Origin of the sequence: Mesorhizobium wenxiniae (assembly GCF_002284535.1) — a bacterium.
GTDB classification, from domain to species: Bacteria; Pseudomonadota; Alphaproteobacteria; order Rhizobiales; family Rhizobiaceae; genus Mesorhizobium; species Mesorhizobium wenxiniae.
On the sequence record NZ_NPKH01000041.1, the window covers coordinates 40,255 to 53,887 of the forward strand.

At 62.2% G+C, this 13,633-nt stretch carries 10 protein-coding genes; 3 read left to right on the forward strand and 7 right to left on the reverse strand.

Features of this window, described 5'->3' with window-relative positions:
- Positions 1-73: 73 nt before the first annotated feature.
- Positions 74-1,090 (reverse strand): betaine--homocysteine S-methyltransferase, encoded by a 1,017-nt coding sequence (gene bmt / locus CIT31_RS32690; protein WP_095521935.1) that lies wholly within the window; start codon positions 1,088-1,090, stop codon positions 74-76.
- A gap of 89 nt (positions 1,091-1,179) precedes the next feature.
- On the reverse strand, positions 1,180-2,022 hold the full coding sequence (locus tag CIT31_RS32695; RefSeq protein WP_095521936.1) for a helix-turn-helix domain-containing protein: 843 nt from the start codon (positions 2,020-2,022) through the stop codon (positions 1,180-1,182).
- Between the two features lie 237 nt (positions 2,023-2,259).
- On the opposite strand from CIT31_RS32695, the gene CIT31_RS32700 reads away from it, so the two are divergent.
- Both CIT31_RS32700 and CIT31_RS32705 read left to right on the forward strand, forming a co-directional pair.
- Positions 2,260-3,261: a fatty acid desaturase gene (locus tag CIT31_RS32700; protein WP_425350691.1), complete on the forward strand. Its 1,002-nt coding sequence runs from the start codon at positions 2,260-2,262 to the stop codon at positions 3,259-3,261.
- 83 nt (positions 3,262-3,344) lie between these two features.
- On the forward strand, positions 3,345-4,145 hold the full coding sequence (locus CIT31_RS32705; protein ID WP_095521937.1) for a phosphate/phosphite/phosphonate ABC transporter substrate-binding protein: 801 nt from the start codon (positions 3,345-3,347) through the stop codon (positions 4,143-4,145).
- 6 nt (positions 4,146-4,151) lie between these two features.
- Here CIT31_RS32705 and CIT31_RS32710 read toward each other — a convergent pair whose 3' ends face one another.
- The 4 genes from CIT31_RS32710 to CIT31_RS32725 all read right to left on the reverse strand — a co-directional run bounded on the left by CIT31_RS32710 (position 4,152) and on the right by CIT31_RS32725 (position 11,612).
- Positions 4,152-5,471, reverse strand: a complete 1,320-nt coding sequence (locus CIT31_RS32710) for a M24 family metallopeptidase (RefSeq protein ID WP_095521938.1) — start codon at positions 5,469-5,471, stop codon at positions 4,152-4,154.
- Positions 5,472-5,496: 25 nt separating this feature from the next.
- Positions 5,497-7,074, reverse strand: a complete 1,578-nt coding sequence (locus tag CIT31_RS32715; protein WP_133116251.1) for an ArnT family glycosyltransferase — start codon at positions 7,072-7,074, stop codon at positions 5,497-5,499.
- 208 nt (positions 7,075-7,282) lie between these two features.
- Positions 7,283-9,856 carry a GcvT family protein gene (locus CIT31_RS32720; RefSeq protein WP_095521940.1) on the reverse strand — a complete coding sequence of 858 codons (2,574 nt, stop codon included), beginning with the start codon at positions 9,854-9,856 and terminating at the stop codon, positions 7,283-7,285.
- 178 nt (positions 9,857-10,034) lie between these two features.
- Complete coding sequence (locus CIT31_RS32725; RefSeq protein ID WP_095521941.1) at positions 10,035-11,612, reverse strand: trimethylamine methyltransferase family protein; 1,578 nt, start codon at positions 11,610-11,612, stop codon at positions 10,035-10,037.
- 240 nt (positions 11,613-11,852) lie between these two features.
- Between CIT31_RS32725 and CIT31_RS32730 the strand changes: the two genes are divergently transcribed.
- On the forward strand, positions 11,853-13,013 hold the full coding sequence (locus tag CIT31_RS32730) for an MFS transporter (RefSeq protein WP_095521942.1): 1,161 nt from the start codon (positions 11,853-11,855) through the stop codon (positions 13,011-13,013).
- Here CIT31_RS32730 and CIT31_RS32735 read toward each other — a convergent pair.
- A complete protein-coding gene (locus CIT31_RS32735; protein WP_095521943.1) occupies positions 13,010-13,567 on the reverse strand; it encodes a hypothetical protein in 558 nt (185 codons plus the stop codon). The two genes, CIT31_RS32730 and CIT31_RS32735, sit on opposite strands and share 4 nt — an antisense overlap.
- Between the last annotated feature and the right edge of the window lie 66 nt (positions 13,568-13,633).

Genomic DNA, 13,633 nt, shown 5'->3' on the forward strand with positions numbered 1-13,633 from the left:
ATACGGGTAACCGACACACGGGCGGGTGAGACAGGCCGGCGAGGAAAACCTTGCCGGCCTTTTTCAACATTTGTCAGGCGCGGCTACGCCGGCGCTCGCGGCGGGCTTCGCTGGTCTCGACGGTGTTGACTGTCGCCTGCTTGTTGCGCATCGGGCCGATGCGCTCGACGATTTTTTCGATGCTCGGGCGATCCGACCGGGTATGCGCATCGAGCGCCTTGCGCATTGCGGCGAGGTGGGCGAACGAGGTGCCGCAGCAACCGCCGACGATCTTTGCGCCGGCATCGACGGCCAGCCTGACATAGTCGGCCATCAGTTCGGGCGTGCCGGAATAATGGATCTCGGCGCCGCGAAATTCCGGAATGCCGCAATTGCCCTTGACGATCACTGTGGCCTCCGGCTTCGCCTCGGTCATGTCGAGCAGCGAAGCGAGGATGTCGGAGGCGCCGACGCCGCAGTTGGCGCCGACACCGAGCGGAGCCTGCGACAAGCCATCGGCGACGCCGTGGATGTCCTTCGGCAACAGCCCCATCATGGTGCGGCCGGCGGTGTCGAAGGAGCCGGTGTAGGTATAGGGCAAGCCGACGCGGATCGCGGCTTCGGCTGCGGCGCGGATTTCGTCCGGCGCAGACATGGTCTCGATCCAGGCGACTTCGGCGCCGCCGGCTTTCAGGCCCTCGATCTGTTCGGCAAAGGCCTCGACCGCCTCGTCATAGGTCATCGCGCCGAGCGGCACCAGCAACTCGCCGGTCGGGCCGACCGAGCCCGCCACGATGACCTTGCGGCCGGCTTTATCGGCGACAGCGCGGGCGATCTCGGCGGCGCGCTTGTTCAGAGCAAGCACGCGGCCTTGCGCATGGTGCATCTTCAGCCGGTGGCGGGTGCCGCCGAAGGAGTTGGTCAGGATGATGTCAGCGCCAGCATCGACGAAGTTCTGGTGCAGACTGGTGATGGTGTCCGGCGCCGTCTCGTTCAGTAACTCTGGAGCCTCGCCGGCCTCTAGCCCCATGGCGAACAGATTGGTGCCGGTGGCGCCATCGGCAAGCAGAACGCCCTTCTCAGCAAGCAGCGCGTCAATTGGATTGGTCATTGGAAATACGCCTTCCGGGGATTCTTTGTCAAGATAAGGATATAAAGAAATCTTTATATGGCGTCAATGCCGGCGCGATAGACAAGCCGTCAAAATCGCATCTCCGCCAGCCTTTGCATGAAGCTGGCCGCCTCATGCGCGTTGATGTCGGCGGCGCGGATCAGATTGTCGAAATGGCTGGTCAGCGTGCGAACTGGCTGGGTCGCGTTCAGCACCAGATACATGTCGCCGACATAGATGGCGGCACGATAGGGCCCGAATATGGTGTAGGGAATCGAGTAGCGCATCCGTCCGTCATAGAGAAACAGGCGGAAGGTGGGATAAAGGTCGTCGAGCAGCGTCGCCATGTGAAGAAGCTGCTGGTGGCGGTCGGCCTCAGGAAAACGGTCCCAGACGCCCAGTCCGCGCGCAAAGATCTCCAGCGTGTGGCGCGGCATGCAAACTTCCATGTCGGTTTCCGGCCGCCGGTTGTAGTCGATGCGGTACTGCGTCTCACCGGCCTGGGCCTCGCGGCTCTTGTTGGCGATACCAGCCTCGTATTCGACGAGCGCCTCGGTGCGCAGAAGGTCGGGAATGCCGGCCGGCACGTAACGGATTTTCGTACCGGCGGCCTCGGCATGCCATCTGGCCAGCAGCGTGCGGTCGAAACCGTCGGGCGCTTCCTCGATCTCCAGGCTCTCGCGGATTTCACCGGTGACGCCTTCGTCCTGGCTGAGGCCGAGCAGCCAGTCGAGCGACACTTTGAATTCGGCGGCAATGTTGAGCAGCGTTTCGGCGCGGGGAAGGCGTGTCGAGGCGCCGGACAGCAGCTGCGAAAGCGCCGAACGATCGATGCCCACCGCCGTCGCGAAAGCGGACTGGTTCAAGTCGGATCGTGTCAGGAGCATTTTCAGGCGCTCCCGGAAGATCGTCGATAGGTCGCGTTTGTCCATATCGTCATTCCGGCCGTTGGGAGGAAAAAAATCCGCCAAATCCGATAAAGTGGCAGTTTAGGCGTAAATGAATCCTCCAGTTCGTTTACAATATATAACGCCTGCGGCTAAAAATGCGCAATCGCAACATTTTGTGCGCCTTGTCGCGTTGCGGCATCTCGATGCTCCTGACAGAATGCTGTCAGGAATCAAAACGATTCCGGCGACTGGAAGGGCAGTGGTCGATCCATGACGAGCATGAATAACAGACGACGCAATGCACCGGCCATCGAATGGCCGACCGTGTTTCTCGCGTTTTTCTGTTACGGCACCTGGCTTGCAGCCGGCCTATTCCTGTGGCCGTCCTATCCGCTGCTGGCGCTCGTCGTTCTGGCCTTGATGGCCGCGCTGCAATCCTCGCTGGCGCACGAAGTCCTGCACGGCCATCCGACTCGCAATGCGCAGCTCAACGAAGCTTTCGTCTTCCTGCCGATCGGTCTCGTCTGGCCGTTCCGTCGGTTCAAGACCATTCATCTGCGCCATCATGCCGACGAACGGCTGACCGATCCGCTTGACGATCCTGAAAGCTACTACAAGGCGCTGTGGCACCATGACGAATTGCCGCCGGCGATGAAGTTCCTGCTGAAGATCAACAACACTATGATCGGCCGTCTCATTCTCGGCCCATGGCTGTCGTGCATCGGCTTCTTCATCGACGATGCCAAGCAGGTGCTCGCCGGCGACAAGATGATCCGAAAGGCATGGCTGCTGCACGCCGTCGGCCTCGCCGTGGTGCTGCCGGTCGTGCAGTTCGGCTTCGGCATCCCGCTATGGCTCTACATCCTGGTTCCGGTGTGGCTGGGCCAATCGCTGATCTCGATCCGCACCTTCGCAGAGCACCAATGGTCGGAGCATCCGGAAGGCCGCACGGTGATCGTCGAGCGTTCGCCGCTGTCGTTCCTGTTCCTCAACAACAATCTGCATTTCGTCCATCACAAGAGCCCGACGGTGGCTTGGTACCGGCTGCCGAAGCTGTTTCGCGAGCGCCGTGACGAGTGGCTGCGGATGAACAATGGCTACGCTTATCCGAACTATTTGGCGCTTCTCAAGGCTTATGCGTTCAAGGCGAAGGAGCCGATCGTCCACCCGGTGCTGCGGCGCACGCCGGAACCGGGCCGGGCGTTCAAGCCGCGCGTCAGAGCGCGCAGCCTCAATGGGCTTGGCAGTGCGCCGGTGCCCGCCGAGCCGCCGAAAGAATGAATTTTGTGGCATCTCCGGCGGCGATGCCCAGGTGCGCGTCAATGGTCTCGTCAGTTTCTCAGCGTAACGATCAAAATCCCGGCATGAGCGATTTCGTTGCCGCCTTGCCGATGTACGACTGGCCCGAAATGCGGAGCGAGGTCGATGCCCAATGGGCGCGGCTGCGTGATGCCTTCCGGCAAAAAGGCATCGACGCGCCGCAGACCATCGCTCGCTTCAATGCCGATCTACGGCCTGTGGAAGGCGGCATCCGCGACGCCGCCGGAAAGGTCATCGCGCCCGATCCGGCGACGCTGCCGCCGGGCGAACTGGATTTTCATGGCCTCTGGCTGCATCCGGCGCTGCTGTTCGCACAGACCTGCTGGGGCCCGATGGAGACCGGCCTGTCGGAGCATGTCCAGGTGATCGGCCAGCCGAGCTACGATGCTTTCGAAGGCGGGCAGGGCGAACTCTATTCGAGCGCCATCGTGATGCGGGCAGGTGAAGCGCCATCGATTGGCTCACCGGCCGACGGCAGCCCTCTCATCCCGCTCGATATCCTGCGTGGCAAGCACTTTACCTTCAACAGCCTCGATTCCATGTCGGGCATCGTCGGGCTGACGCGTGACCTGGAGGCGCTGGGCGAAAGCCTCGAAATCTTCTCTGAGCGCAGCGAAAGCGGTGGCCACCGTGCCTCGATCGTCGCAATTGCCGAGGGCAGGGCCGATATCGCCGCCATCGATTGCCTGAGCTTGGCGCTGGCGCAGCGCTTCGAGCCTGCAGCGGAAGCGGTGGCGGTGGTCGGCTGGACAAGGCGGCGCAAGGGCCTGCCGTTCATCACCGCCAGATCGACACCGGAGAAAATCGTGGTGGCGTTGCGCGAGGCTGTCGCGGCGCTCGCATAAAAACAATCAGCCGCCGAGCAGCCGCTCGTCGAGCGGATAGTTCGAAAGCTGCTCGTTGCCGGTTTCGGTGATCAGGATCTGTTCCTCGATCTTGACACCCTCGTGACCGCCAAGCCGGCCGATATAGCTCTCGACGCAAAGCACCATGCCTGACACAAGCACGCCGTCGGGCGTGTCTTCAGTCCAGTCGATCGCATGCGGCAGCGTCGGGTATTCGTCGGCCAGGCCGACGCCGTGATAGAGCACGCCGTAGCGCGTCGGGAAACAATCTCCGGGCGGCACCGCCGAGCGTTCGACAAGGTCGCGGAAGGACATTCCCGGCTGCATCAGGCGGGTGTTGTGGGCGATCTGGTCGGCGGCGATGCGAAACAGGTCGCGTTGTTCGTTAGACGGCTCGGTGTCGCCGCAGAGCCAGGTGCGCGACAGGTCGGCGCAGAAACCATAAGGGCCGATCAGGTCGGTATCGAAAGCGACGAGATCGCCGGCTTCGATCGTTCTCGACGAGCATTCCTGGAACCACGGATTGGTGCGCGGGCCTGACGTCAAAAGCCGGGTTTCGACCCATTCCCCACCACGCGCAATGTTGCCGCGGTGGAGTTCGGCCCACAATTCGTTTTCGGAAATGCCTGGCCGCAATGCTGCTTCCATCTCGCCCATCGCCGCCTCGCAAGCGACGATCGACCGGTGCATGGCCAGGATTTCGTCGGGCGATTTGATCAGACGAGCGTTTTCCATCAGCGCCTCGCCATTGCCGATCGAGATGCCGAGGCGGGCGAGTTCTTCGACGCCTTCGGTATTGATGTGATCGACGGCGATACGACTGATACCGCCGGCATGCTCTTTCACCAGATCGGCGATGCCGGCAGCCCAGCGGCGGACCTTTTGCTTGGTCAACTCGCCGCTGTAGAGATACATCCACGACACTGCCGGCCGCACCTCGTCGACCACGCCGGAGTGGTCGGAAAGGTGCTCGCACGAAAAATAGTCGAACAGCACCACCGGGCCTTCGGTGGCAACGAAACAATGCCTTGTCGGGTTGTGCGCGACCCAGAGCTGCATGTTGGTCGAGTCGGTCGCATAGCGGATGTTAATCGGATCGTAGAGCAGGGCTCCTGCATAGTCGCGGCGCTTCAGCTCGGCGCGGATGCGGTCGAGCCGGTATTGACGCATGGCAGGCAGGTTGGGGGCAGCAATGCCGGCGGCGTGCCACTCGGCTTCCGCCAGTGCGCCATAGCCAAGCACATGCTGGTTGAGCTCAGCGGCCTTCTGCCGCGACTTCAGGCGCAACACCTCGGTGGAGCCCGCTTCGTCCGGCTCGAACGGCATGATCTTGCGATGACGAGGAGGTCGATCAGTCGGGTTCCTGTCCACCCTCGGCTCCTTTGCTAACGCCTCCGTCGGGCGCTGTGGCTTTTTCCGCAGCCGTTTTCTTCAATCTTATGTAGGCGCCGGGCCGGGCAGGCCTGTCCGTGCTAGGCAATAGCGGAACCATGATTTGCCTTGGTTGGCCGTCCGGCTCATAGCCGGCTTTTTTGAGCTGCTCCAAAATGACCGGCAGCGGATCGTCGCGGTCGAGCCAGACGAGTACAGCCGGCTCTTGCACCAGCCTGTCGAAATTCGGCACTTCCTGGTCAAGCGCGACCAATTTTTCGTCGACCAACCGCAGATTTCCGACCCATGCACCGTCGGATATTGCGGTTTTCACCGGCCCGTCGGCAGTCAGCTGGCGATAGAGGGCCGGGTAATCCACCCGGATCATCCGCGAGAGACCACTGGTCCCGTTGATCTGGAAGTACCAAGTGGCGGGCGCGAGCAGAACGGCGATGACCGCTCCGGCCGCGATCACCAGGAGCTGGGCGTCCCTGCCGCGTGGTGAAAGCCGTTCCATATAGGCGGCCATCGCCAGCGGCAAGATGATCAGGACCGGCACCAGCCAACGGGCCTTGACCTCGGTCACGCCGGTGGCCAGCACTAGTGTCGCCAGCATGGCCAAGCCGAGCGCCAAGGTACGCCACAAGAGAACTTCCCTGGCCGGAGCTTTGGGGTGACGCTCGAAGAAACGAAACCCCGTCAGCGCGAAAGCCAGCGCGGAAACGAACACCGGCAAGACAGCGAAATTGAAGGTCCCCATGATAAACTTGCCGGCGCCGGTGGCCGCGGCCGTCATGCGCGGCTGCTGTAGGTCTATTCCGAACTTCTCGCCTCTCGCCAGCAAATCGGCAGGATGCATGAGGCTCCAATATGTGGTTGGCGCCAGCACCAATATCGCGACGGCAACGCTGATTGCGAATTTCGGATCGAGGATCGCGCCGCGCAACTCGCGCAGCGACAACACCGCCGCAACAAGGGCTAACACCAGGAATACGTCGTTGTATTTGGCAAGAATTGCCGCAGCCGTTGCCAAGCCAAACACCGCATAGGCGATCACGCTTCGCCGCTCGATCAGATTAGCCATCGCGAGCAGGAGCAGTGCGCAAAAGCCGACAACGGCGACCGAATGCGACAAGGCCCGCTGCGATTCCCAGGCGATTTGCGGGATTGTGAAAAGTCCGAGCATGGCCGCCGCTGCCGTCGCTTTCGTGTAGCCGAACCGCCGCATGGCGGCGAACACACTGCAGGCGGCGAGGAACAGCACGGAGTATTTGACGAGCTTCAGCGTGAAAATATTGGTGCCGAAAATTTGCGCGGCCAGCCAGTTGATCCATGTATAGAGAGGCGGTTGCGAGCCGCCATATCCGGCCCAAAGATATGGAAGATAAATCAGTTGCTCCGCGTCATCGACGCCGACGCCAGTTCCTGCCCAAGTGGCCAGAATGGACAATATGACGGTTTGCAAGGCCAAATAAGCGGCGACCATGACGATCGCCGCCGGGAAGGGGCCGATCCTGCTCTCGGCAAGCCATTCGTCCCATTTCATCGAATACTTCAACGAGTTCTCATCGCCCGTGCCAATTGCCGCCGGCTCCGCTAGCACGAAGACCGTGCCCCGCACAATGTGGCAGCCCTGATCGCTTCCGGGGCGGCGGGCTTCAAGTCGAATCGTACCGCCGTTCTAGCTTTTTGGTTAAGCATCGGGCTTCTCCAAAATCGGTCGCACCCCGGGCCGGGCCGGAGGGCAGGCCTTTGGGTGCGGTGCTCTAGGTCCGCATCTTCTCGCCGCTCGGGTCGAAAGGCGGCTCGACATTGATGCGGGCCGGACGCCGGCTTCCGAGGATTTCGATCTCGAACAGTCCGGCGCTCTCTTCCCCGGCTAACGCCGCTGGCACATAGCCTTGCGCCATCGATTTCTGGACGTAATGGGCATAGCCGCCGGAGGTGACCCAGCCGACCACGCGCCAGTCGCCATCGACGATGCCGCGCACGGCCGAAGCGCCTTCCGCGGCCCTGGAGCCGCGCACTTCCTTGCCGTCCGTATCGAAACGCGGCGCACCATAGCCGTGCGGCTTTTCCACTGTGCCGTAGTCCTTGCCGCCGACCTTGGCCCAGATCGGTTCGTCGCCCATGACATCGGCGTCCGCGGCATCGACGATGAAAGAGACACGGCGCAGTTTTGGCCCTTCTGCCTGCTCCCTGGCTGCCGCTTCGCGTCCGATGAAGTCGTTCTTCTCCAGCTTGACGAAGCGGTCCATCGCGCCTTCGAACGGCCCGTAGATCGGGCGCAGTTCGCGGAACCAGGTCGGGAAATTCTTCTCCAGTCGCATCGAGAGCAGGGCGCGCATGCCGAAATCGACGAGGCCAAACTCTTCGCCGGCATCCTTGATCGCCTTGTAGACGAGGCGCTGGTATGCCGGCGCCATCCAGATCTCGTAACCGAGGTCGCCGGTATAGGTAATGCGATTGACCATGCAGGGCGCGCCGCCGACCGCCATCTCGCGGAAGTCCATGAAGCGGAAAGCCTTGGTCGAGATGTCGACATCGACCAGCTTCTGCAGCAGGTCGCGTGATTTCGGCCCGGCGATCGACAAGCCGACCAGCGTCTGGTCGAAGCGGTGAATGCGGACGCTACCATCCTTCGGCAGGTGCTTCTCGAACCAGCGCATATGGTACTTCTGCGCCGCCGACGAGCTCCAGATCATGTAGCGCTCTTCACCCGCCTTGGCGATGGTGAAGTCGCCGATCAGCCTGCCAAATTCGTTGAGCATTGGGGTCAGCACGATGCGGCCGGTCTTCGGCATGCGGTTGGTCATCAGCCGGTTGAGGAAATCCTCGGCTGCCGGCCCGGAGACTTCGTATTTGGCGAAGTTGGCGATCTCGGTGACGCCGACCTTCTCGCGGGTCGCACGCACTTCCTCGCCGATCGGCCCGAAATCGTTGGAGCGATGGAAGGAAACGATGTCCTTCGGCTCCGTGCCTTTCGGTGCGAACCAGAGCGGGGTTTCGAGGCCCCAGCTATCGCCCATGACGGCGTTTTTGGCCAGCATCGTGTCGTAGAGTGGCGTCGTTTGCGCCGGGCGCGCGGCCGGCAATTCCTCGTTGGGAAAGCGGATGGAGAAACGGCGCGAATAGTTTTCGCGCACCTTGGCATTGGTGTAGCGCAGCGTCGCCCATTCGCCGAAGCGCGCCACGTCCATGCCCCAGACGTCGAAGCCGGGATCGCCATGAACCATCCAGTTCGACAATGCCAGCCCGACGCCGCCACCCTGCGAGAAACCGGCCATTACGGCGCAGGCGCACCAGAAATTGGTCAGGCCCTGCACCGGGCCGACCAGCGGGTTGCCATCCAGTGCGAAGGTGAAGGGACCGTTGATGATCTGCTTGATACCGGCCTTCTCGATGCCGGGAAAATGCTTGAAGCCGATCTCGAGCGACGGCGCGATGCGGTCGATGTCGGGCTGCAGCAGCTCATGGCCGAAATCCCACGGCGTGTTGATCGGCGACCACGGCTGGCAGGCCTTTTCATAGGTGCCGAGCAGGATGCCGTTGCGTTCCTGGCGGGTGTAGATTTCGCCCTTGAAGTCCATCACGCCGATCATCTCGCGGCCGGTCGACCTGTTGAATTCCTCGACCTCCGGCATCGGCTCGGTCAAGAGGTACATGTGCTCCATGGCCAGCAGCGGCAGCTCGACACCGACCATGCGGCCGATCTCGCGCGCCCACAGGCCGCCGCAGTTGACGACATGCTCGGCCTGGACCGTGCCTTGTTCGGTGACGACGTTCCAAGTGCCGTCGACTTCCTGCGTCAGCTCGATGACGCGGTTGCGCAGCACGATCTCGGCGCCGAGCTTTCTGGCCGCCTTGGCGTAGGCGTGGGTGGTGCCGGAAGGGTCGAGATGGCCTTCGACCGGATCCCACATGGCGCCGACGAAATTCGTCTCGTCCATCAGCGGGAACATCGCCTTGGCCTCTGACGGCGTGATCAGCTCGGTGTCCATGCCGAGATAGCGGCCCTTAGCGTGGGCAAGGCGCAGGAAGTCCATGCGCTCGGGCGTGTCGGCCATCATCACGCCGCCGGTCAGGTGCAGCGAACAGGACTGGCCGGAAAGTTCTTCGATCTCCTTGTAGAGCTGCACCGTATAGGCCTGCAGCTTGGCGACGTTGGGATCGCCGTTGAGCGTGTGGAAGCCGCCCGCCGCATGCCACGACGAGCCGGAGGTGAGCTCCGAGCGCTCGATCAGCATGATGTCGGTCCAGCCGGCCTTGGCCAGATGGTAGAGCACCGAGCAGCCGACGACGCCGCCGCCGATGACAACCGCTTTTGCATGAGATTTCATGAAGATAGTTCCGTTTTTGAAGAGATTGAATCGAGCGAGCGGGGGGTGAACACAAAGCGGAGAAGGGCGCCGGCTGGAATGATCTCACGCCCTCCCTCTACCCTGTCGACCGGGGGAGAGGTGTCGGGTGACGCTCGACGGAGTGGCGGTCGACTGTTCATCAAACCAATACAGATATTTAAAAATCGGTCGGCGCGCCGCCTTCGGACCGGCGTTTGTCGACGAAGGCGTTGAGCTCCTCGCGGATAGCCGGGTCCATATACGGCTCTTCATAGGAGGCCAACCGCTCCTTCCAGACTCGATTGGCCTTTTCGAGAGCCGTCGGCGATCCGGCTTCCGCCCAGGTCTCGAAATTGCGCCAGTCGGAGATGATAGGCGAATAGAAAGCGGTCTTGTAGCGGTCCTGGGTATGCTGGGTGCCGAAGAAATGGCCGCCCGGACCGACGGACTGGATGGCGTCGAAGCCAAGGGCCTCCTCGGAGAGGTCGAGCGGGGTCAGGAACTCGGCCACCATCTGCAGCAGATCGATGTCCAGAATGGTCTTCTCGTAGGAGCAGCGCAGGCCGCCTTCCAGCCAGCCGGCCGCATGCATCATCAGATTGCCGCCGCCTTGGATGGCGCCCCACAGCGAGAACACGCTTTCATAGGCCGCCTGCGCGTCGACCGTGTTGGCGGCGCAGGTGTTGGAGGTGCGGTAAGGGATGTTGTAGCGGCGGGCGAGCTGGCCGCCGACCAATTGCGCCTTCATATATTCCGGCGTGCCGAAGGCCGGCGCGCCGGACTTCATGTCGACGTTGGAGGTGAAACCGCCATAGCCGACTGGCGCGCCCTTGCGCACCATCTGGGCGAAGGCAATGCCGGACAGCGCTTCGGCATTCTGCTGCACCAGCGCGCCGGCGATGGTCACCGGCGCCATGGCGCCCGACAGGGTGAACGGCGTCACGATGACGACCTGGCCCTTGCTCGACATCTGGATGATGCCTTCCATCATCGGCACGTCGAGCTTGAGCGGCGAATTGGTGTTGATGATGGTGAACACCGATGGCTCATCGAGAAGCTGTTGGTCGCTGATGCCGCGCGCGATCCTGGTGATCTCGATGCCGTCGACATTGCGCTCCTTGCCGAGCGAATAGATGTGGAACACCTTGTCGGTTAGCACGCTCAGATCGCGGATGCATTCGAGGTGCCGGACGGACGGATGGATGTCGATCGGCTCGACCGGATAGCCGCCCGTGCAGTTTAGGATGTTGTGCATCTGCGCAAGCTTGAGGAAGTTGCGGTAGTCCTGCTGATTGCCCGGCCGGCGGCCGCGGTCGATGTCGGAACAATTGGGCGCCGACGCCATCATCGAGATGATCAGATTGTCGCCGCCGAAGTGGACATTGTGCGCCGGATTGCGGGCATGGATGGTGAATTCCGACGGGCAGTGGGAAACCAGCTCGAGGATCATGTCGCTGTCGAAGCGCACCCGCTCGCTGCCTTCGCGGACATCCGCGCCGTGCGCCTTCATGATGCGCCTTGCCTCGTCGTGCAGCACGTCGACGCCGATTTCCCGCAGCACGCGCAGCGAGGCGAGGTGGATCGATTCCAGCTCGTCGTCCGAGACCAGCTTCGTCGGCGTCAGCGGGATTTTCAGTTGGCGGAACGGCGGCTGCTCGAACGCCGCTGATCCGCCGGCGCGCTTTCCCGCGCGGCCGCCGCGACGGGCGCGGTCGTTTGCCAGTGCCGGTTCGGCGGGATGAAGGGCGGCGGTCATGATAGTTCCTCGTACGCTGCGATAAGTGCGGCGGCATAATGGACCGCCGGCTGTCCCGCCATTGCGGAGGCGACGACCACTAGGACGAGGGAAGCGACATGACAGCTCCCGGGCTGAAGGCAACCGACTGGATCACCGGGCTTTTGATCTTCTCAGGCTGGCGCAAGCGGTTTTCGTCACCGGTGCTTCCCGGCGCGCTGCTGAAACGCTAATCGTGCAGGTTCCCTGTTGGTGCGGATCATGGACCTGGCGGAAGAGAACAGCGGCGAGACAATGCAGTGGGCGGCGATCACCGGCGTGATCGCCACCGTTTCGGTGTTCGCCATCGCGCAAGGGCTGAGCTATCCGCTGTTGAGCTTCATCCTGCAGCGCCAGGGCGTCTCGCCGGCCATGATCGGCCTCTCGGCGGCAATGACGCCGGTCGGCTTTATCGTCTCGTCGCCGCTGATCCCGGCGCTGGCGCGCCGGTTCGGGGCGGGGCGCACGGCGCTCACCTGCGCAGCTCTTTCCGCGATCATGCTGGCGCTGATCGGCTGGACGCAAAATGTCTATCTTTGGTTCCCGCTGCGCTTCCTGATCGGCGTGGTGACCAATCCACTCTATGTGCTGAGCGAGATCTGGGTCATCGCGCTGGCGCCGCCGTTGCGCCGCGGCCGCGTGATGGGGGTCTATTCCACAGTCATTTCGGCTGGTTTCGCCGCCGGCCCGCTGTGCCTGCTTGCCGTCGGCACCGAAGGCTGGCCGCCGTTTCTCGTCGGCATCGCCGCATTCGTTTTTTGCGGCTCCTGCCTGGCGCTGGTGCTGCGACGGCTGCCGAAGGTCGATGAGGCCGGGCACCGGGTTTCGGTCATGGGGTTCATGCCGATGGCATGGCTGCTGTTGTCGGCGGTTGTCGTGGCCGCTGGTTTCGAACAGGCGGTACTGGCACTGCTGCCGGTCTACGGAGCGCATTACAGCATTGAGGAAACACGCATGTCGGCGCTGCTGTCGATGATGATCGCCGGCAATATCGCCATGCAGGTGCCGCTCGGCCTGCTGGCGGAACGGCTGACGGCGCGTCTGGTCCGATTTATCTGTGTATCGCTAACGCTGCTCGGATGCGTGCTGTTGCCGGTTCTCATCGAGACGCCGCTGATCTGGCCATGCGTATTTATCTGGGGTGCAGTCTCCTACGGCATCTACACGATGTCGATTATCGAGCTTGGCGAGCGGTTCACCGGGTCGGCACTGGTCGCCGGCAACGCCGCCTTCTCGCTGATGTGGGGCGTCGGCGGCATCGCCGTGCCGCCGCTGGCGGGCGGCGCTATGGATATTCTCGGTGCGGACGGCCTGCCGATCACGCTTGGCGCCATTTGCCTGGCGCTGGCGGTCACAACCGTATTGCGGGGGCGAGCAGTCTAATACAATTGCGGCGTGCCTTCATTTCCTTGCCATCTGGAAATCGCCCATAAATCACAATTGGCGTGGTATTCAGAGGGATGCATCCCGCGTAGACCGTCTCGAATTTCAACGGCACGATCAAAGTCGGGTATCAATCCAACGTCAGACAGCTCCGTGTTCGCAAACACGTCAGGAAATCCTCCGCAGTTGGTCAAAGCGCTTATGGAGACGTCTTGATCCAACAAGTCGTAGCCCAGGAAGGTAAATCCGTTCCAGTCGAGTGAACGGACGTCAACCGATGGTCTTCGGATCACATTGAGGACATTCAAGTCGCCCGGATCCGCCAACTCCGAAAGGAGGAAGTCCAGGTCCACGAAGAAATCGAGCATGTAGTCCTCGTTAACAATATGGGGCCAGTAGCTGTCCTTTATCTCTCCCAGAGCGACCGGCCCGAGCATTCCATCGAGTGAAACGAGCTCGCTTAATTGGGTCAGGCCGGACCAGTTGATGTACATGGTCCACGCAGTGCCGCTGAAAGGACCGAACTTCTCTTTCGCAATGTACAGATGTTGCATGAGTTCCCTCGTGGCCTGCGGGCGGCAGGAGGCCCCACCTTAGAGCGGCCAACAGCGCAACGGCTC